A 22,272-nucleotide genomic window follows, 5' to 3' on the forward strand; every position below is an offset into this window, starting at 1 on the left:
ATTATATTTTTATTTAAGAACTACATTCGTAGCCCCTGCACCACCTTCATCATAACCGGCTGTTTCAAAGTGCGCTACATGAGGCAAGGTACGTAAATATTGGTGAACGCCTTCACGTAATGCACCTGTACCTTTACCATGAATAATACGCACTTGATTAACACCACCAAGCAAAGCTTGGTCAATAAATCTACCTACAGTAACGGTCGCTTCATCTACTGTTTGGCCAAGAATATTGATTTCAGTACGAACCTCTTTTTGACGTTGTACGGCGGAGCCACCCATACGTTTTCTTGTTTTAGGCATGGCTACTTTTTGTTCACGAGCTAGTTTATTGCCTTCTTCACGTGTAGTTGATTGTAATTCGCTAACCTTAACGGTAGCTGTTAGTCCATTAATATCGACATTTACACGGTTACCATTGATAGATAACACAGTACCCAACGAACGCAAGGACGTAACATAAACAGCCTGGCCAACCTTAATAGCATCTGCGGTTAACGACTTACGATCATCATCCACTGGAGCTTCTGGTACATGAACACTAGAAATCCCCTTACGTGCTGCATTAATAGCCGATTGACGCCTATCCTTATTTGTTTCAGAGAATTGCGCTTTCAATTGTTTGATAATCGCTTCCCCTTCAACGCGTAAACTACGTTTCATGGATTCTGCATCGGCCTGAGCTTTGGCTAAGATTTGTTTACGTTTTTCATTAAACTGTTTCTTTTCCTTCTCTAATTGGCCACGCATACGACGTGTTTCATCAAGTTCTTTCTTTAACGCTCTTTCACGTTCAGAGGCTTTACGGAGTTGTTCGTTTAAGTCGGAAAGAACTTCTTCCATTTCATGACTACCAAATTGAGATTTATACTCTGTTGCGCGTTCTACAATGTCCTTTGGTAAGCCTAAACGTGCAGCAATGCTTAACGCATGGCTACTGCCGGCTACGCCGATATGGAGCCGATATGTAGGTTTTAAGGTGCGCTCATCAAACTCTACGTGACCATTTTCAATACCTTTCGTATGGTAAGCATAATTTTTAAGCTCATTATAATGGGTACTTACCATCATAAGGGCACCTTTTTTACGGAAGAACTCAAGAATAGATACAGCTAATGCGCTACCTTCTTCTGGATCAGTACCAGACCCAAGTTCATCCAGTAAAACCAAGTCGTTAGGACCACAATGTTTGATGATGGAAATAACTTGTGTCATATGAGCAGAGAACGTACTAAGGCTGGCCTCAATACTTTGCTCGTCTCCAATATCGGCAAAGATATTATGGAATACTGGTAACATAGAACCGTGATCAGCAGGGATAAATAGGCCACATTGATTCATCAAGCTCAACAGGCCCAATGTTTTAAGGGAAACTGTTTTACCACCTGTGTTAGAACCAGTAATTAGTAAAATACGGTACGATGTACCTAATTGAATATTTGTAGGCACTACCATATTTGGTGGAATTAATGGGTGACGAGCTCTCATGAGATTAACTGTTCTGTCAGTACTTAAGATTGCCGGTACCCCCTTGTAAGAAATAGCAAGACTTGCCTTACCATATACAAATTCGATATGGGATACCTTTTCACAAGCATCCATCAAATCATTGCTATGTTGTTTGACAAGGGCCGATAATTCGCGGTAAATACGCAATACCTCTTGCTCTTCACCAATTAATGCCTCTTGTAATTCATTATTTAGATTCACCAAGCGCATCGGTTCAATATATAAGGTTTGACCCGTTGCAGAACGGTCGTGAATGAGACCATCAAAGTATTGGCGATACTCCTGTTTTACAGGAATTACGTAACGATTGTTACGCTGCGTAATGATGGTTTCTTGGAAATACTTTTGATTATCTTTATCATGCAGGATAGCTTGAATATCATTTTTAATCTTTTCACGAGTTTTAATAATCGTATTTCTAAGGCTCGCCAATTTAGGAGACGCGGTATCAAGCAATTCCCCCTTTTCATCAAAGACGCGTTTAAAACGATTTTCAATGCGATCTGTATTTGGCATATCCTGTACCCATAGGGATAGCAATGGATAATCCATATATTTCGTTCTAAAGAACTTTGTCATGCGCTTATAAGCACCAATGGTCAAATAAATGTCCCACAAGGCTTCACGTGTAAGAACAAAGTCTTTGCGACTCTTCTTGCAAGATTCACGAATATCGCGTGTACCGCCTAACGGCTGTTTTACCTCTGTTTGCAAAGAACGCATGGCTTCTGCCGTCTCATCAAGGTTCTCTTGAATAGCTTTAGCATCCGTCATTGGCTCAATATTCATAGCCAATTCTTTAGCGATAGTAGAACTACAATGCTGTTGTAATTGTTCTTTTATATGGTGAAAGTCTAATACATCTTCGTTAAACAATGTACTACCTCTTTTATAAAATACCTCTAAAATAGTGGCCCCTTGTAATAGGTGTATCATCTTTACCTATACTCTTAGGCGGAGCCTCTTTTGTTCCATTTTGAATGGATACATAATCTGCTACAATGTTACGCAATCGATGTGGATCCATATGACGCCCATCGATGCGCAAGATATGTAGACCTTTACGATGTAACTCAGGCACGTAAGCACGCATATCTATTTCATGGCTGTTCATAATGTGCATACGGCAATATGGATCAGTACGAAGTGGGAACACTTCCCCTTTGCGGTCCTTTAATGCGTAATCTTCTATTACGCACGGCATAGGACAATTTTCCTTTTTACCAGTACCAACAAAGCTAGCGATGGCACAATACTCAGAAATCATCATTTCTGTATAACCGTGTACCATTACCTCTAATGGCAAATGAGTAGATTTTTGTAAATTTACTAGTTGCGCCAAGGTCAACTCTAAGGATGGTGCTATGCTACTCAAATTGAAGTCATCCCATACTTGTAATGCAGAGCTATTAAATATGTTGAGACCTGTATCAGCTTCAATAGCACCTGTATACCCTAAATCGCGAAGCCACAGTAATGCTTGTGGTACATGAATAGAAATGCTATCTGGTTTAGACTCAACTATGGCCTTAAGCGTATTCATGTACGCGTCTACCTCATCATCTTTAACGACGCGAGGCGTAGCAAATACACAGAGTACATTATAATCTTTACAAAGTTTGGCTACCTGCTCGTAGATGCTAATTTCATAAGGCTTACGTTGCAAACGGTCACCACCGAAGATAATCTTCTTAGCGCCCCCTTCGATCGCTGCTTTTACACCATCGAGTTCATCAACGCGAGCACTCACCATAAGCTCTGTGTATTGAACCTTACTTTTAGCTACTAACGATGACATATTTTTGGGTTCTACAGCATGTTCTGCCCAAGCTGCTTCATGGTCTGTAATCAACAAGTTTTCTAGCGCCTCTACAGCATCACGACGCAATGCATTTAAAACACTAGCGGGCCACATGTACGGTCCATCAGGAATAGACATAGAGCCTAGTGTAAATAATGTATTCCCTAATCTACCTACTTGATCTCTAACCTTCTCTAATGTAGTCGGTTTATTGTTAGCATAAACAGGTTCAAACTCGTTAGATATAGTCACAGTACGACCATCATTTAATACAAAGGTTAGTTCTGTATAAGGTATTTCTCGTTCAGTATTAATAGATAAATAACCATGTACCTCTAATTTAGCGGTAAAGTCTTGTAGTCCCCGTTGCTTTTTAGCTTTAGGGCCTGATGCAAGGAATACTTGCCCCGCAGCAAAGCCTTCATCCGGTTTACCTACAATATGCTTTTCATCCACTAGAGACCAGTTCTGATCGATTTGATAATACGTAATACTACCAGAACTTTGCATGACCTTTAAGAGTGATCCTTTTTCAATCGGTTCTGTTAGGAATAAATGAACTTGACCCTTTTTGACCTCAGCTTTGCCAATCAATTTCCCTTGATTATTTGGGGCCACCACGGTCATCATTGATTTTCCTACATGGTCTGTTAAATAATCCGTAGAAAATCCACGATTAAATCCAGAAGCTAATGCATCGGCATCAGTAGAATCTATATGAGCCGTATCTAAAATATGACGATAGGTTCCAATAACTTGACGCACGTAGGAAACCTTTTTCATACGCCCTTCTACCTTAAAGGACGTAACACCGGCCGCCACAAGTTCATTCATATATTCACTATAGTTAAGATCCTTTGGACTTAATAGATAGGCTTCGTGTTTTGGCAACAAGCTAGTACCTGAAGAATCCAATAGCTCATAAGGCAACCGACAAGGCTGTGCACAAGCACCACGGTTACCACTGCGACCACCGATGAAAGAACTCATTAAGCATTGACCAGAATAACATACGCACAACGCACCGTGTACAAAGACTTCGATTTCAGCTGTACAGTTCTTGCAAATATGTTCAATTTCAGCGAGGCTTAATTCACGAGCTAAAACGACACGTGTAAAACCGAGACTTTCATAAAAACGAACCGCATCGAGCGTAGCTGCAGTCATTTGTGTACTGCCATGTAAGTGTAATTTAGGAGCCACTCGCTGCGCCAATTTAGCCACTGCTAAATCTTGAACGATGATAGCATCCACGCCGATGCGCTCTAAGTCCTTTAAATATGCCTCAAGAGCAGATAATTCGGAGTCACCTATGAGAATATTTACCGTTACATATACAGACACATCTAGAATATGGGCCAAGCGAATAGCCTCGGTTAATTCCTCAATTCCAAAGTTTGCTGCATGAGCTCGGGCATTAAAACCTTTGCCACCAAGATAAATGGCATCTGCTCCAGATTCTAAAGCGGCTATAAAGTTTTCCATCGTACCGGCAGGAGCCAATAATTCCATGGACAGTCCTTTCTACCTAACTAAAGGCATAACTATAGTACTAAAAGGGTTTACCATACGGTAAACCCTTTCAATATACTGCTTAAAATTAACGTAATCTGCAGTTAATTTCTGCTAATACATCAATAATAGCTTGAATATTACCGTCAATATCCTCATCATTCAACGTACCTTCCATAGAGCGGAATTGTAAGTTGTATGCGAGACTGCGGTAACCTGCTTCGATATGTTCACCTTCATAAACATCAAAGATAGATGCACTTTCTAAATATTCTCCACCATGTTCTTTAATGATAGATAAAATTTCACCACTGAATACGGACACAGGTGCAACGATGGCAAGGTCACGGCTAGTGCCTGGGAATTTACTGAAGGATGTATAACGGAACGGTGGAATCGTTAAGGATAATACGGCTTCCAAATCGATTTCAAACATATATACTTTGCCAGGTAAGTCAAAGTTTTTGCTCACTTGTGGATGTAATTCACCATATTGAGCAATCATTTTACCATCAACTACGTATTGAGCGCTTACACCTGGGTGAAAGTATGGCTCAGTGCCACGATTTATTTCATAGCTTGTAACGCCTAGCTCAGCTAACAACGCATCTACAATACCCTTTATATCATAGAAATCTGTAGTACGTTCTGCTTGATTCCAACCAGCTTGGTTTGCCTTCCCCATCAAAATACCACAAGCCATAGGGCGTTCATGAGGTACTTCTGTTAAAGGTAACGTTTTTGGTTCATATACATTAGCTGTTTCAAATAACCAAAGATCCTTATTTTGTTGCGCAATATTGCGTTTTGCTGCTTCAATAACAGCCGGTACCAATGTTGTACGCATATAAGGGAATTCTTCGGAAATAGGGTTCAAGATTGGAATGGCTGTATAACGGCTATCCCCTTCAGGAAGCATCATATTGGAAAGACCATCTTTATGCATGAAGCTAAATGTAATGATTTGAGTCATACCCAATTTAGCCAATGCATGAGTTACCTCTTTAGTAAGAGCTTTCTTAGGTGTCATACCACCAGAGGATAATACGGCTACCGGAATTGTAGGCGCAATATTATCGTAGTTGTAAATACGAGCTACTTCTTCAGCGATATCAGGCATCACCGTTACATCGCCACGCCATGTTGGAACGAGGGCAGACAATTTGTCTCCTTCTTCGGTTACAACGAACTCAAGGGCAGTCAAAATACGAACCATTTCGTCTTTTTCAATATTTGTACCCAAGTAATCGTTGATTTGTTCTGCTGTAAAAGTAACTGTATGTTGTTCTACAGGGTTTTTATATACATCGATAACGCCTACATCAACTTTACAAGTAGGACAGATTTGTTGTAATAATTGAGCTGCTCTGTCGATAGCATAGGCAGTGTATTTATGATTTACACCACGTTCGAAACGTCCAGATGCTTCAGAACGCATGCCGAGAGCTTTAGCTGTACGGCGAATAGATGGACCATTAAATACAGCAGCTTCAAACATAACTGTGGTCGTTTCGTTTGTCACTTCACTATCAAAGCCACCCATGATACCTGCTACACCTACTGGACGTTCAGCATCAGCAATGATAAGCATGGAGTCATTCAATTCGCGTTCAGAACCATCAAGTGTAACAAGCACTTCACCATTTTTAGCACGTCTCGCCACTAATTTATGACCTTTTACATGATCATAATCATAGGCATGCATAGGTTGACCAAGTTCTAACATAACGTAGTTTGTTACGTCTACTACATTATTAATAGGACGAATGCCGCTATTACGTAAACGGTTTTGCATCCACAATGGAGATGGCTCAACCTTAACATCAGTTACTACACGAGCTGTAAAACGCGTACAAAGATCATCAGCTTCGATAGATACAGATGCTTTGCCTTCAATGGATTCGCCATTCTCGTTAACCATGATAACAGGGAATAAAGCTTTTTGATTTGTCATGACTCCAAATTCACGGGACAAACCAACCATGGAAAAGCAATCTGCTCGGTTAGCAGTCAATTCAAATTCATATACTGTATCATTTAAGCCTAAAACCTCTTTTACATCAAGACCAATTGGTGTATTTTCCGGGAAAATGTAAATGCCTTGAGCTTCTTCTGGCAATACTAAGTCGCTAGAGATACCAAATTCTGCAACGGAACAGAACATGCCTTCAGAAACAACGCCACGCAATTTACCTTTTTTAATCTCTGTACCATCAGCTAAGCGAGATTTATGGTATGCTACAGGCACGATTTGGCCTACTGCAACATTTGTAGCAGCCGTTACGATTTGTTTTGTAACAGGTTCACCTTCTTCTGTAAGGCATTCAACTTGGCATACTTGTAATTTATCTGCATCTGGATGTTTTGTAATCTCCACGATTTTGCCAGTATAAATTTTCTTAATGCCATTATCCATAGCAATGACATCTTCTACAGGAATACCAGCTTGTGTTAATTCATCGGCCAATTCTTGTGCAGGACGATTCATATCCACAGGCACGTATTCATTCATCCACTGTAAACTTGCTTTCATGAGTTCCTCCTAAAATTGTTCCAAGAATCGTACATCATCTTCAAAGAATAGACGTAAATCGTTAATGCCATATAAAAGCATAGCAATACGTTCTACGCCCATGCCAAAGGCGAAGCCTTTAACCTTTTCAGGATCGTACCCATTAATACGCAATACATCGGGATGAACCATACCGCAGCCCAAAATTTCAAGCCAACCTGTATGAGAACATACACGGCAACCTTCACCACCACACATTACACAAGAAATATCTACCTCTGCAGATGGCTCTGTGAATGGGAAGAAGCTTGTACGGAAACGTACCTTTGTGTCATCACCATACATGTGACGTAAGAAGGACTCTAATGTGCCTTTTAAGTCAGCAAATGTAATATGCTCATCGATGATGAGACCTTCCACTTGATGGAATACAGGGGAATGAGTCGCATCATAGTCCCAACGGTAAACCTTACCAGGCGCAATCATACGGATTGGGCTATTAGGTTCATGACGTTGCATTGTACGAGCTTGTACTGGAGATGTATGCGTGCGTAATAAGAAGTTTTCTGTAATATAGAAGGAATCTTGCATATCACGTGCAGGATGATCTTTAGGCAAGTTTAAGCATTCAAAGTTATAGTAATCTTGTTCTACTTCTGGACCTTCTTCAACGGTATACCCCATTTTCATGAAGAAGTCCTCAATCATTTCATTAACCTTTGTTAATGGATGGATATGACCAGCTTTTTGTGCACGGCCAGGTAATGTAATATCGATGCGCTCTTTTTCTAAACGAGCATTTAACTCTGCAGTTTCCATACGAGCTTTAACCGTATCAATTTCAGCCTCTAACGCTTCACGAACAGCATTAACAAGGGCGCCAGCCTTCGGACGTTCTTCTGGAGATAATTTACCAAGACCTTTTAGTAAAGCCGTTACCTCGCCTTTTTTACCTAAATATTTAACACGTATATCTTGCAACGCTTGTTGATCAGCAGCGCCTTTGATGGCATCAAGGGCTTCTGCCTTAATACGTTGTAATTCTTGTTCCATTCAAGCATCCTCCTATTTGTAAAAGTCTAACTTATATTATACCAAATCAGGGTTGTCTTCTTCAATAAAACGCCATGGTAAATCAGGTAATGGCTTCTCTTCTAGTACAAAAAATGTACCCCGTGCCAAGTGAACAAGTTCACCTAATTCATTATAAATACGAGCGGTAGCAACCATAGTAGTTTTACCATTGTGCTCTACATTGGCTACACCACGCAATACAGCACCGCCTTTAACAGCTTTCACATAGTTACCGTTAAGATCAATTGTGCTAACAGATTTTCCCAATGTAAAACAAGCAGTCCCCATCACACTATCTGCTAAGCCAATACATACGGCACCATGCAAATCCCCTCTAAAATTGCAGTAATCTGTTTCATTTGTTTGCAATGTCATTTCCGCATGACCTGGTTCCACTGCTGTAATCTCAGAATCTTTCACCCAAGAAAATGGGTTTTGATCTCGTAATTCGTTGAAATATTCTAACAATGTTGTAGCCATAAGGTTCTCCATTCTATATACATACCCATAGATTAACTAATCTAAATACTAAGTCTATTACATTACCTGTATGAAAATCTTTATAGTTATATGTCAAAATTCAATACAAACATATAAAAATGGTGCGTTACATCATACATATTGTATCATGCAACGCACCATATGCGAATAACTCTATCTAATTATATAGTATGTTCTTAAGAAAATACATTTATAAACTCAAAACTATTCGTAATGCAATGCATCAATTGGATTGAGCTTAGCCGCTTTACGGGCTGGGTAAATCCCAAAAATCAAACCAATAGCCATAGAAAAGGCAAAGGACATTATGATTGTTGGAACAGATACAACTGTACTCATTCCAGATACCATTCCAATTACTTTTGAGGCGCCTATACCAAAAGCGATACCAATAAAGCCCCCCATTAAACTGATTACAATGGCTTCTATTAAGAATTGTGTAACAATTACGCTATACGTAGCTCCCAAAGCTTTACGCACGCCAATTTCTCGAGTCCGTTCCGTTACAGATACAAGCATGATGTTCATAATACCAATGCCACCTACAACGAGTGAAATTGCAGCTACAGCTCCTAGGAATAACGTAAATGTTCCCGTCGTCTGAGCCACTGTTTCCATAATGGATTTCATATTTTGAATATTGAAATCATCCAAATTTGTATCTTTAATATTATGACGAACACGCAACAAATTCTCTATATCTGCCTGCAAACGGTCAATGCCCCCATCATCCTTAGCCACAACATACACCCTGCGAAGATAGTCAATGCCCTCTACGCGCTCCATTGATGTTGTATATGGAATTAACACCGTATCGTCTTGGTCATTACCCATGGTTCCGTTCCCTTTACTTTTGAGAACACCAATGACACGGAATGGAATATTTTTAACACGGATTTCCTTGCCTACAGGATCTTCATCAGCAAACAAATTTTTTACTACCGTTTGTCCCACAACCGCTACACGTTCTCGGTTCTGAACATTTTTATCGGAGAAAAATCGACCAGATGTCATAGTCCAATTATTTACGTCCTGAAAGTTAGAATTAACCCCCGCAACAGATGTAGTCCAGTTTTTATTTTGATAAATCACCACATAAGAGCCATTTGTCATAGGACTGGCGGCTTTTACACCTTCTAACTTAGCAATAGCTTCATAGTCAGATATTTTCAACGATTTCATGGACCCCTGCGAAGATCTAGCACCTGGCGTCCGCGGCGCCCCTGGCAGAACTACCAACAAGTTAGAGCCTAAGCTAGAAATAGAATTCTCAATATCTTGCTTCACCCCATTACCGATAGATACCAAGGCAATAACAGCTGCTACACCGATAATGATACCTAACATGGTCAAGAGGGAGCGCAATTTATTAGCAATCAAGGAAGCCCATGCCATTAGAAAACTTTCTTTATACATTAGGCACCTCCTTTATAGGAGTCATATTAGAATTGATCGAATCCTCTACGATTATCCCATCTTTCAAGACTACATTACGACTCGCGTACGTAGCAATATCCGGTTCATGTGTAACTAGAAGAATCGTACGGCCTTCATCATGAAGGCCTCGAAAGATGTTCATAACGTCAATGGTTGACTTGGAGTCAAGATTCCCTGTCGGTTCATCAGCCATGATAATAGCAGGATTATTTGCCAATGCACGAGCAATCGCCACGCGTTGACGTTGCCCACCAGACAACTCGGATGGCAAATGGTCCATACGCTCGCCCAAGCCGACAGACTGTAATAATTGAGTGGCCCGTTCAATGCGCATCTTTTTATTTACACCGGCATAAATCATAGGAAGCGCTACATTTTCTAGGGCTGTCAATTTTGTCAACAAATTAAAGCTTTGAAATACAAAACCTATCTGTTTGTTACGTACATACGCAAGTTCATCATCAGATAAGGTAGCAACCTCGTCTCCATTGAGTCGATAAGAACCAGTTGTAGGTCGGTCCAAACATCCGAGAATATTCATAAAGGTTGATTTACCAGATCCAGATGGCCCCATAATGGATACAAATTCACCCTTATTGACAACTAAATCAATGCCATGCAGAACAGGTACTGATAATTTGCCATTCACATAGGTTTTTGTAATCCCTTGTATGTCAATTACTGTTTGGTTCATAAGCACCTACCCTTAGAATGGTCCAGCTACATTATTCTTTGGTGCATTCACATCACCGCTTACGATAATTTCATCACCTTCAGATAAACCTTTTAGGATTTGAACATTAGTATCCCCAGTTACACCTGTAGAAACAGCGGTACGTACTGGTTGACCATCTTTTATTACATATACATACTCACCTTGTTTATCCGTACGTACAGCAGTAAGAGGAACTACCAATGTATTTTTAATATCTTCACCAAAGATTGTGGCACGAGCTGTCATAGATGGTAAGAAATTACCTGAAATATTTTCAGGAATTTGAACTTTAACCGTATAGTACACTACACTTGTACTTGTAGTGCCCATATTACCCTTTGTACCTTTTGCAATTTCAGAAACGTAACCTGTGAAAGTTTCACCTGGCTTAGAATCTACAGTAAACTCTACCTTAGCACCTTGTTTAATATTGCCAATATCAGTTTCGTCTACAGTAAGATAAATCTCTAAATTTTTTAAATCTGCAATGGTAGCAATGATCATTTGTGTGGAAATACCAGTACTAATAGTTTGACCGGCTTTTAGCGGTGTACCAACAACAGTACCAGACATTGGAGCTGTAATAGTAGCATCACTTAAATCTGCGGCCGCACGTTCATAAGTAGATTTAGCACGTTCATAAGTTGTTACAGAATCATCATATGTTTGTTGTGCAATAGCATCTTGAGCCGCCAAGGATTTATAACGATTCATATCAAGTTCTGCTTTGGCTAACGCCGCACGAGCATCATCAACAGATGCTTGTAATTGACGTGTATCAATATAAGCAATAACTTGACCGGCCGTAACTTGATCATTCTCTTTAACTAAAACTTTTTCAAGTTTACCAGCAACATTTGTAGAAACATCTACATAATTTACAGGGTTAATAGTACCTGTGGCACTGATACTAGTTTTTACATCACCCTTTTCAACCTTGCCAGTAGTGTATAACGTTTGTGCTTGATTTGCATTTAGACTATCCATGTAGTAATATGTGCCGCCACCAAGAACACAAAGAACAACAGCACCTGTTACTATACGTTTACGATGCTTTTGTAAGAACTCTTTCATTATGATCTCCTTTTTTTAAGATGAAGATATATTAAAAAGACATTTATTCTATATCAACACATATAGTATTTTTAAATTATACAGCACCAATTGCTTTTACGCAATATAATTTCATTAATGAATAAATTATGATATATAAAAAATGGCCCTTACGGGCCATTAACTACTCAATATTGACAATAATCTATAATCCTTCTCATCGATTGGAAATTCAAGACGTTCTGCCTCTTCATAAGATAGCGCACGGATATGACCATCTATATAACCTACTAATCGGTTAGCGACACCACTCATCAATAAATTAATACAGACTTCACTCATGCGAGCCGCTAAAATAGCATCAAATGCCGATGGACCACCGCCACGTTGTAAGTAGCCTAACACAGTTAGGCTAGGATCAAATTCTGTATGCTCCTTGATAAAAGCTTTCACCTCACCGCTGTTATAGGCACCTTCTGCAACGAGAATAACACTATATTCTTTACCCCGAATTTGTGTTTCCTTTAAATGACGACAAACCGCATGTAAAGGCATGGGATTTTCAGGAACCAAAACTATTTCTGCCCCACAAGCTAGGCCTGCCTTTAATGCAATATGTCCAGCTTTGCGCCCCATAACCTCCACAATAGCTACACGTTCATGGGAGTTTGATGTATCACGAATACGCCCAACCGCATCAACTACCGTATTAAGAGCCGTATCATAGCCTATCGTATATTGTGTGCCACCCATGTCATTATCAATCGTACATGGAATGGTCATAGTAGACATACCAAGTTTAGATAAACTTGCAGCACCACGCATGGAGCCATCACCACCGATAACGACTAGATGGTCGATGTCATAAGCTTTCAAAATATCATAAGCTTTGCGTTGAATTTCTTCATTTTGAAATTCTGGAAAACGAGCCGTTTTCAGCATCGTACCACCTTGTGTTATGATGCCACCAACATCTCGATTCGATAAGGGAAATATCTTTTCCTCAATGATACCTAAATAGCCACGTTCAATACCAAATACTTCAAAACCTTCATGTATAGCTTTTCTAGTTAGCGCTCTTATGGCGGCGTTCATTCCTGGTGCGTCTCCGCCGCTTGTTAATATTGCGATTCTTCTCATATCCATTACCCCCTTGTGGTGTACGTTGTTTGGATATACTATGTGCTTTACCTTTTTTATTCGTTTGATTAGAAGTCTTTTGTTTATACCTCTTATCATAACGAATTTTATTAGACATTGCTCTTTTTGATACTGCTTCAGAAATCTCTTTTTTCCTACTTTGTTGATTATTAAATTGTATATCTTCAGATGCTTCTTTAGCATCTACATCGTTTGTATCATTGGGTTGACGTCTTGCTTTAAATTGCACATCTGAGGCATCTAATTCATCCTCAATACGCTGTATAAAATCATAGGTCCGGCCATTTGTTGTATCTAGTACAAAATCGCACTGCTTATACACGGGCTTCCACGATTGTATCATAGCATGTACAAAGGCATTCACATTACTATAGTCCATGGTAGGCCGTTTCCCAACACGGCGATTCACACGACTGACAATACGGAATTGTGCAGCTCGGATACCAATAATATAGGAATATTTTTTTAATACCTTTAAGGTGCGATGTTCAATAGGAAAATTCCCACCCACAGAAATCACTGCTTCATGGTATAAGCAAACCTTTTTTAGTACATCCATTTCGGCGCGGCGGAATGCTTTTTCTCCTATCTTTTTAAAAATCTCAGCAATGGGCAACCCAAAACGACTTTCTAATACGCGATCGGTATCTACAAATTGCCAACCCTTGCGTTCTGCAAGGTTCCGTCCAAAGTGACTTTTGCCACTTCCCATAGAACCGATGAGCATAATATTCCGTTTTATTATCATCTATTATGTGCCCCTTATCATTACATATCCTTCATTGTACTATAAAATGGTCCAAAAACAAAGACAGACTATAGACATAAAATCTATAATCTGTCTCTATACAGTACACCCGATTTTCATTAAGGTTTTATAATCGATTTAATTGCACAATGCACATAAACTACATTACCTTTACGTTCTATATCTTCTATTTCTATACGGCGTGAAGGATCCTTTTCTTCAACAGTATTTATCCAGTTAATCATACGCTCTGTACTACCTAATACTGTTAATTCTAGTATACCTTCATGCTCATCAGTACTGACAATCATTAATGGTTCTCCTTGCAAGGAATCAAAAATATTTGTATTAGAACTCGTATTAGATGTCTTGTTCCGTGTAAAAGATTCTAATAGTTTTGCTTCATTAGACACTATATAATCTGACTCAGCATTCATTTGTATATTATAATTATCTTGTTGATTTTTTAAGCTATTATTTTTGTCTTCAAAATAAATATGCCCATACATAGAAAGGCTAATGAGCATCCCCCACAACACTAGGCCCGTTAATATTCTCTCGACCTGATACGTTGTGCTCTCTTTTAGATCCGTCCATATGGAATGTATAACCACCTTTATCTGCTTTAACTGTTCCATGACACTCCATCCCTAGTAATTTTTGTTGGAGAATAGCAATAAATTTACGACACATTTCGTCACTCGTACCTATACCATCTATACTGATACGCCCATCCTTAATGCTAAGATGCTGTAGACTAATATGTTCTGACATAGCGGCATCAAGAATATAAAGGACCATTGTATTGGGTAATATATCTGTTTGATTCTTAAGGATTTTATTCTTTATTATTTTATTTCTTATTTCCATTAATTCACCATATTGTTGATGTATTTCTTGATACTGAGCATTTGCTTGCAATCGCACAAAGTCTATCTTTCGATTTTCATAGCTACGATAGCTTGACCAACAACTATATATAGTAACAAGCCCTACTATAATGTATATAAGACTTATCCCATAAAGAAGGTATCGATAGGTATGCCATAAACTATGCCATCGTAACGAGCGAGGCATTAAATTAATACATCTGTCCTTACCAGCCCAATCCAATCCATTTAAGCCCCCTTGCTGCCATACCGATAGCCATGTCCCAATCTAATTGTCCTTGCTTGCAACGATTACGACCACGACCTAAAAATAATAATGGAATATATTCAGTTTCTCCATACATGGAAATTATACCTTCCATATCTGTCCGTTCTTCATTTGTTATAGATTCTAACCCATACATCCGAATTCCCTGTATCTCATCTATACCAAAGTCTTGTAATCTCACTTCTAACTTATCCATAGCTTCAGCTACATCGCTACTAGTAATAGGTACAATACACTCTTGAATGCATATATCATTCCACCAAAGCCATAAATGCATGGCGCCTTCTTCCACAACACCTGTTACAGTACCGCTGCGCCGCATCAAGCAATAACAAATAGGAATGGGCCAAAAATCAATAACATCAACGGGTGCATAAGTATCTCGTATACCTTGCTTCAAAAGCTCTAGTGAATGCCGATCTACAGCCACCATAAACATATGATAATTGTGTCGTGGATATTCCCGGCGACAAGCATCCATTTGGAAACTATCCCCCTCAAAACTAAAGTAGTCCTCTATATTCCACTTTATAAACTCCTTCATATCAAAATCATGAGGATCATAAGGTGCTACATGCATTTGTGTATCAATATTAGCAACAATACTATAAGCCCCTTCATCTAAATCATACGTTTCTATAAATTTTGTAACGTCTTCATCAATAGGTCCTGTACGCTTCATTTCTAACGCATCAGTAATGACCATTGTTTTATTTTCTATATGAGCGGTAACACATACAATATGTTCATCAGTTATACATACTCCAGAATGTATTCTCTTTTTTCGTTTCATAGAATCACCTCAATAAGGTTTTACCTTTATAACATGCATATGTTTTTCTTTATCTACGGTCACATACATATGTACACGACTCACGATTTCACTATTTTTCAATTTTCCATAACTCATAATATGTCGCGGATTATCTGTTGATTGGTCTGCTTCAATAGTAATCTCTACATTTTCATCATCTATCACAACTAATTTATTTTGAAAGTCCCATACATTTCCTAATTTACAATAGCCCACAAACCAATGAACACCTTTCTGTGCCGCATAATGAGCCTCTTCCAAATGCAATTCGTCTACCACATTACTTTCACATATTTGTCCTATACGCAGCCCCATAAAAGCTAATAATAATAATAAAAAGGACATTGTAAGTATCGCTATATATGTAATAAAGCCCGCGTTATGGGCTCCTACGTTCATAACCTGTCTCCTCTTTACTTGTATACCAATCATAAATAGTACTCTGTCCAATAGAGACCTCATATATGGATAATCCTCCATAACCACTTGTGTATTTTCTATCATTAACAAAACGATTATTAATATACCAACGTAAATACACGGTCCCATTAGTATCTACACTAAAAGGGTATTCTTGGGTATAGCCCACATTTCTTTTATCTGTAGTTCCTACAATTCGACTACCACTGACAGGTTGCAAGCTACCATCCGTTAATTTTCTGTATAATGCATGACGTTGTACAGTTAAGGTTGTGCGCTTTGTATCGTGAATATATAAACTTGTATTACGATCTTCTACAGTAACCTTCACAGGATTCCATATCATATGAGCCACAACCATACGCCGTGTATATCGACCATCCTCCATCATAGCTACACTATCAAGTAATTTAGCATCCCACATAACTGCATAGAATACGATACCTAACAATAAGGTAAGGACTATGATAGAAATCATCATACTAATAAGCGTAGAATACAAAATAAAACCCATATCATTTCTATTTTTATTTCTATCTGTTATGGGATTCTGCTTGTATTCTTTATTCTTCCCAATTACCGTTTCTATATCCTCGCCCTTCAATGTATCCCCTCCAAATCAACTGATAGAGAATAGACAACAGATTGATTGTCGATGGCATCTACTGTTAATCGTTGTAAAGATACACCTTCTATCACTACAGGCTTTATATGTATTTTATAGGTAATTTTTTCACTGGGACTCATTGTAAATTGAGAATTATATACACCAGTTTCTATTGCTCCATTCTTATAATAAGAAGCTTTAGCCACTTCTAAATACGTTATGGTATCTTGCAATATATGATCCCAATAATACGCCCTATATACCGTAAGAGTAGCCATCCAAAAAATAGATAATACAACCGGTAAAATGAACATGATTATAGCGGCTGATATTAAAGCGTCACCATACATAAATCCTTCAGTGCACTTCTTCCCATCTAATTCGCCCCGTTTGTACAGATATCCATATACGATTTTTCTCACCACTTTCACGATCTTTCAAAATAATTTCTGTCCCATCATAGGGTAAGCCCAAGGCTGAAAAAGAAATAATTGTCATAGACCGTTCATTCTCAATATTTTGCGGTAATGATATGTTTACCGTATGATGATTAACATCTTCCTCTAAGGTATAACTGTCCTTATTTAAAATAAAAAGCATTCTCCCTTTACCATTAGATTTATGCCCTAACATAGACCACAGTTGAACTTTCTTGAGCATATACGCCACCTCTTGCGTAGCACCATTTAAAGTATAACGACTAGGTGTTGTCACAATAGGTAAGGCAATAGAAATGAGCAATAAGATTAAACCAATAGTAATAATCCATTCCGCCAATAAAGATCCACTTTGACGATTTATAAGTTGCACCTTAACCATTGATAAAGCACCTCCATATAGGAACCACCATGTAAGGCACACCATCCGCCAAAGCATAGAAAGGGACCAAATGGGATATATCGATTACGATAACCGGCGAGTAAGAGATAGAGAGAACCAACACAAAAAGTTACGTAAAAGAAACATATAATTTCCCATGGAGTGAGCCATATTGCAATAGCAGAAAACCATTTAATATCGCCTATGCCAAAGCCTTTATGGCTAATCAAACGAAGTCCATATGTAATAGCACCTACGCTGATAACACTTAATAAGGTTACTAACATAGATTGATCATTTATATAGCTATATATAATGCCACCTATTACAAGAACTAATGCCCCTTCATCAGGCAATATATAGTAATACATATCGATGGTAGCACCTGCTATGATGATGAGTGAAAACACAGCATACAAAGCAATGTGAGTATAAGATATTGCTTTTGATGAAACTATAATAGGTAACAATATAGATGCTATATATACAAAAAGTCCTATTACATAATTAGTCCCTTTCATACCTTGTCCTTTCATATAACTAACGTATATAATTCATAATCTATACAAGTTAATTAAGGCTCATTAGGTGCTTTAACAACAACAGATTTTGAAGTCCCACCACTGACAACTTCATAAGTAATAGTGTATTCTTTTCCTTTTGCAGTCTTAACATGTTCAGTAAGATATCCTTCCTTATATAGATTTTCTACTGTTGGAGGTGTATCGACATTCTTATCAATCATATATAACTGAGTAGCATTTTTAATAATTTGAATATCTGCTGTTTCTTTAGCATTTCTAGCTTTATCCGCTGCAGATAAGAATTGTGGCATCGCAATAGCCGCTAATATAGCGATAACCGCTACTACAACCATTAATTCAACGAGAGTAAATCCGCCTTTTCTCGATTTTTTAAACCCTTCTCGAACACGAGAAATATGTAATCGATCTACGACCCATTGACCGCACATTTCTAATCGATGATTCACTCCATGAATCATATGCATAACAGACTTCATAATATTCTCCTTTTAATAGTTAAGTAATAACATTGTCTATTGCCCTCCTAAGTTGGCAATGGACGTAAATAAGGGATACATAACAGATACAACTAATACGGCTACACCGATTCCCATTATGGTTAGTAAAATCGGTTCCAATAATCGTTCTAAACGAGCAATATATTTTGAAAGTATAGATTCATAGTAGTAGCCACAGTGGTTTAACATTTTTACTAATTCGCCACTCTCTTCTCCAATGGAAACCATTTGCCATATAAAAGCATTTCCTATCTGGCCACTACGTAAACTTTCTTCCAGTGAGTGTCCTGATAATAATCTTGCTTCCACTTGTTTACTACATTCAACACCATATATATTCCCCCACAAAGGGCGAGTGATATTCATGGTTTGAATGATAGAAATACCAGAATCTAGTAAGAGAGCCCAAACTTTTAACATACTTGTATAATACACACAAGTACTCCATTGGTATCGGTGAGCCAACAGCCAAAGCCAACGATGTACTTTACACTTTATACTATGCTGTTTATAAGCAAATGCTAAGGAACCTATTACAACACAATGTATAGCTATTACCATTAGAGGATGCGATTTTAACCCTTGTCCTAATGCAAAAAGAGCTCGCGTCATCAAAGGTAATGTAATATGCATAGTGGTAAATACCTTTTCAAACGAAGGAATAATAAACAAAATGGTAACTAGAAAAAATATATTCATCATTAAAAGAAGAAATAAAGGGTAAGAAATAGCACTCATAACCTTTTGTTTCAGCTGCCTCTCCCAATCATAGTGGCGGGATATATATTGTAAACTCTCACCCAAAGTGCCCGCTGCTTCACCACTTTCTAGTAAAGCCAAAGCAATAGGAGGACATCCTTCACTTCGTAAAGCCTGTGATAAAGTCTGACCACGCTCTATAGATTCATATAAAGCTGTATAGAGTAGTCCTCGTTTCCCCTGGCAGAGCAACTGTAAGGCTCGCCGTAATGGAACACCAGATTCAATGAGTAGACCTAATTGATAAGTCACATCTACCACCATAGTATGATTCCATTTATGTTTCTTTCTTTCATCCTGCAACGATATTCTATAAATTCTATAACCATCTCGTTTTAACCGTATTGCAATTTCTTGTTCTGAATCCCCCCACATCAAACCTTTTTCGGTTTCATTTTGATTATTTTTTACGACATATTCATAAGCCTCCATATATTCACCTACGATAATTGTTGATCAAGCAAGGTATGCAATTGTTGTTGGGCTCCATATTGTGCCTTTACATCTCGCACAGCCATTTCTAATGTTTTCATCGGTAGTTGCGTTTCTTGAATAGATATGATTTGTGGTTCCTTACGGGTCCGTATCAAATTTGCTACTGCATGGGTATTTAGCAAAATATCACGAATAGTAATGAACTTTTTATTCCATCGAAGTAAACGCTGACATATAACGGCCCGTAACACTTGAGATATTTGATTGCGTATCTCTTCTTGTTGCTCCCCAGGAAATAGAGAAATCATGCGGTGAACCGCCATCACTGCACGCTGTGTATGCATAGTCGCCATTACAAGGTGACCAGTCTCTGCCGCATGAAGTGCCGCTTCAAGGGTTTCACGATCTCGAAGTTCGCCTACCATAATGACATCCGGATCCTCTCGTAAAGCATCTCGAATACCATCTGACATAGTATTAATATCAGCACCTAATTGTCGTTGATGTATTAAAGACTTTTTAGGTACAAACTCAAATTCGACAGGGTCTTCTAAGGTAATAATGTGGCGCTCCATAGTCTGATTTATATAATCAATACAACAAGCTAAGGTAAAACTTTTACCACTACCTGTAGGGCCACAAACAAGCAACAGACCATCATGTGCTTCGCATAGTTTTTGTAATAACTGACCTTCACTATTATCATCTAACTTAAGTTGCTGATGACAAAGTAATCGCAATGTACCACATATTGTCTGATTAGCTCGATATAAATGAACGCGGATACGCACACCACAACAGGAACAAGCCTCATCAAGAGACTGCCATTCATAGGATGCTATACCGCAACGGCGCAATATATCCTCGATTAATTCTGTAGTACACATAAATGAAGTAGCCTTTAATCCATCACCATGTCGCAAATAGATAGGCTGACCACATTGTAGATGAATATCTGTTGATGATAGTTGTATTGCATTTTCTACAATAGTTTCTAAACTTTCACGTTTACAGCATGAGTCCACAACGATGCACCTCCTCTATAGATGTAACATGCTGAGATACGGCCTTACGAGCAGACTCTTCTAATGACAATAATAAATGTGTTTCCAATTCGTCCCAATGAGCCGAATTAGCTGGTATTTCTAAGTATTCAAATAGAGCAGTCCGTCCCTGATATGATGTACCATCAAATTTTCGCACTAGCCGTTGTGCAATAGCCCCCATTAAAGTAGCCCGTATTAAGTACGGCTCTACGCCCATATCCATGAGTCGCGTTACAACGCCTATAGCTGTATTGGTATGTATAGTAGATAATACGCGATGCCCCGTTAAAGCAGACTTAACGGCTAACTCTGCGGTCTCCTTATCCCTAATTTCACCAATCATAATCGTATCTGGATCTTGCCGTAATACAGAGCGAAGACCTTTGGCAAAGGTAAATCCAATCTTTTCATTAATACCAATTTGTATAGCCCCTTTGATTTCAGCTTCTACAGGATCTTCAAGACAGATAAGCTTAGTTTCGTCTAAATTTAACATGCGAAGCATGGCATATAAAGTAGCTGTCTTACCACTGCCTGTAGGTCCACAGATAAGTAATAATCCATAAGGACGTTTTAATAATTGTTCAATGTGCTCAAAGATATCCGGCTGCATGCCTAATTCTTTTAAGTCTTTATGACTCCCTTCATTTCCCATAAGGCGACATACTAAGGTTTCTCCGTATAGGCTAGGCAATGTAGATACACGCATCGTTACAGACTTATTTTTATGACTCCAAGACCAACGCCCATCTTGTGGTAAACGCTTCTCGCTAATATCTAGAGAGCTACAAACCTTAATACGGTTGATAATGAGTTCAGCTTCTTCAAATGATACAGTCATGTAATGTTGCAGCAGTCCATCTTGTCGCAACCGAACATGAGCACCACTTTCAACGGGATCAAAGTGGATATCACTTACATGGTGTTCTAAGGCATACAAGATAATATCGTCTAATGTTACGTCTACATACATGGTCACCTCCAATACCTTGCGGTATGTTTTTACCTCACACTAGCGTATGGCGTTATAGGTTTCGACATCAGCCTCTAAATCCCTCTTTTATTTTTAAAAATCCACGAAGCGAAAACTTTTCTTTTTTTAGACATACAAAAAAGGCGCCCCAAAGGGCGCCCTTATTGGACTAT

The 22,272-nt window shown here is 38.6% G+C and carries 22 protein-coding genes; all 22 read right to left on the reverse strand.

Going from position 1 to position 22,272, the window contains the following annotated elements; all coding sequences use genetic code 11:
• Positions 1–9 precede the first annotated feature (9 nt).
• Positions 10–2,388 (reverse strand): endonuclease MutS2, encoded by a 2,379-nt coding sequence (locus tag AAA071_RS02360; protein WP_302131583.1) that lies wholly within the window; start codon positions 2,386–2,388, stop codon positions 10–12.
• A 13-nt stretch (positions 2,389–2,401) separates the two neighbouring features.
• Positions 2,402–4,825 carry a U32 family peptidase gene (locus AAA071_RS02365; RefSeq protein ID WP_302131582.1) on the reverse strand — a complete coding sequence of 808 codons (2,424 nt, stop codon included), beginning with the start codon at positions 4,823–4,825 and terminating at the stop codon, positions 2,402–2,404.
• A gap of 88 nt (positions 4,826–4,913) precedes the next feature.
• Entirely contained in the window at positions 4,914–7,358 is a 2,445-nt protein-coding gene (gene pheT, locus AAA071_RS02370; protein ID WP_316581499.1) for a phenylalanine--tRNA ligase subunit beta, read from the reverse strand.
• A gap of 9 nt (positions 7,359–7,367) precedes the next feature.
• Positions 7,368–8,390 (reverse strand): phenylalanine--tRNA ligase subunit alpha, encoded by a 1,023-nt coding sequence (pheS, locus tag AAA071_RS02375; protein ID WP_012864477.1) that lies wholly within the window; start codon positions 8,388–8,390, stop codon positions 7,368–7,370.
• A gap of 36 nt (positions 8,391–8,426) precedes the next feature.
• A complete protein-coding gene (locus tag AAA071_RS02380; RefSeq protein WP_004696117.1) occupies positions 8,427–8,891 on the reverse strand; it encodes a PaaI family thioesterase in 465 nt (154 codons plus the stop codon).
• Between the two features lie 225 nt (positions 8,892–9,116).
• On the reverse strand, positions 9,117–10,328 hold the full coding sequence (locus AAA071_RS02385; RefSeq protein WP_316581500.1) for an ABC transporter permease: 1,212 nt from the start codon (positions 10,326–10,328) through the stop codon (positions 9,117–9,119).
• Complete coding sequence (locus tag AAA071_RS02390) at positions 10,321–11,043, reverse strand: ABC transporter ATP-binding protein (protein WP_004696122.1); 723 nt, start codon at positions 11,041–11,043, stop codon at positions 10,321–10,323. Before AAA071_RS02390 ends, AAA071_RS02385 begins: the two co-directional genes overlap by 8 nt.
• Before the next feature lie 12 nt (positions 11,044–11,055).
• Entirely contained in the window at positions 11,056–12,138 is a 1,083-nt protein-coding gene (locus AAA071_RS02395) for an efflux RND transporter periplasmic adaptor subunit (RefSeq protein WP_021148251.1), read from the reverse strand.
• 159 nt (positions 12,139–12,297) lie between these two features.
• Complete coding sequence (locus tag AAA071_RS02400; RefSeq protein WP_021148252.1) at positions 12,298–13,212, reverse strand: ATP-dependent 6-phosphofructokinase; 915 nt, start codon at positions 13,210–13,212, stop codon at positions 12,298–12,300.
• Entirely contained in the window at positions 13,184–14,026 is an 843-nt protein-coding gene (locus AAA071_RS02405; RefSeq protein WP_302131579.1) for a shikimate kinase, read from the reverse strand. Before AAA071_RS02405 ends, AAA071_RS02400 begins: the two co-directional genes overlap by 29 nt.
• A gap of 119 nt (positions 14,027–14,145) precedes the next feature.
• Positions 14,146–14,553: a hypothetical protein gene (locus AAA071_RS02410; RefSeq protein ID WP_042986426.1), complete on the reverse strand. Its 408-nt coding sequence runs from the start codon at positions 14,551–14,553 to the stop codon at positions 14,146–14,148.
• Positions 14,543–14,800: a hypothetical protein gene (locus tag AAA071_RS02415; protein WP_349234015.1), complete on the reverse strand. Its 258-nt coding sequence runs from the start codon at positions 14,798–14,800 to the stop codon at positions 14,543–14,545. Before AAA071_RS02415 ends, AAA071_RS02410 begins: the two co-directional genes overlap by 11 nt.
• Positions 14,801–15,122: 322 nt before the next feature.
• Positions 15,123–15,977, reverse strand: a complete 855-nt coding sequence (locus AAA071_RS02420) for a hypothetical protein (RefSeq protein ID WP_004696134.1) — start codon at positions 15,975–15,977, stop codon at positions 15,123–15,125.
• 9 nt (positions 15,978–15,986) lie between these two features.
• Positions 15,987–16,397, reverse strand: coding sequence for a hypothetical protein (locus tag AAA071_RS02425; protein ID WP_349234016.1), 411 nt, complete (start codon positions 16,395–16,397; stop codon positions 15,987–15,989).
• Entirely contained in the window at positions 16,378–17,022 is a 645-nt protein-coding gene (locus tag AAA071_RS02430) for a hypothetical protein (RefSeq protein WP_120054853.1), read from the reverse strand. Before AAA071_RS02430 ends, AAA071_RS02425 begins: the two co-directional genes overlap by 20 nt.
• A complete protein-coding gene (locus AAA071_RS02435; RefSeq protein ID WP_120054854.1) occupies positions 17,019–17,375 on the reverse strand; it encodes a hypothetical protein in 357 nt (118 codons plus the stop codon). The genes AAA071_RS02430 and AAA071_RS02435 overlap by 4 nt, the downstream gene beginning before the upstream one ends.
• A 7-nt stretch (positions 17,376–17,382) precedes the next feature.
• On the reverse strand, positions 17,383–17,844 hold the full coding sequence (locus AAA071_RS02440; RefSeq protein WP_024061885.1) for a hypothetical protein: 462 nt from the start codon (positions 17,842–17,844) through the stop codon (positions 17,383–17,385).
• Positions 17,823–18,365, reverse strand: a complete 543-nt coding sequence (locus tag AAA071_RS02445; RefSeq protein WP_287508980.1) for a prepilin peptidase — start codon at positions 18,363–18,365, stop codon at positions 17,823–17,825. Before AAA071_RS02445 ends, AAA071_RS02440 begins: the two co-directional genes overlap by 22 nt.
• 53 nt (positions 18,366–18,418) lie before the next feature.
• The gene (locus tag AAA071_RS02450; RefSeq protein ID WP_004697182.1) at positions 18,419–18,865 is read right to left on the reverse strand and encodes a competence type IV pilus major pilin ComGC; all 447 of its coding nucleotides are present in this window, start codon (positions 18,863–18,865) and stop codon (positions 18,419–18,421) included.
• Positions 18,866–18,901: 36 nt separating this feature from the next.
• Positions 18,902–20,077: a type II secretion system F family protein gene (locus AAA071_RS02455; protein WP_287508979.1), complete on the reverse strand. Its 1,176-nt coding sequence runs from the start codon at positions 20,075–20,077 to the stop codon at positions 18,902–18,904.
• A gap of 8 nt (positions 20,078–20,085) precedes the next feature.
• Complete coding sequence (locus AAA071_RS02460; RefSeq protein WP_128113878.1) at positions 20,086–21,105, reverse strand: type IV pilus twitching motility protein PilT; 1,020 nt, start codon at positions 21,103–21,105, stop codon at positions 20,086–20,088.
• On the reverse strand, positions 21,089–22,099 hold the full coding sequence (locus AAA071_RS02465; protein WP_004697265.1) for a GspE/PulE family protein: 1,011 nt from the start codon (positions 22,097–22,099) through the stop codon (positions 21,089–21,091). Before AAA071_RS02465 ends, AAA071_RS02460 begins: the two co-directional genes overlap by 17 nt.
• Positions 22,100–22,272 lie beyond the last annotated feature (173 nt).

This window comes from Veillonella parvula (genome assembly GCF_040097785.1).
Lineage (GTDB): Bacteria > Bacillota > Negativicutes > Veillonellales > Veillonellaceae > Veillonella > Veillonella parvula_D.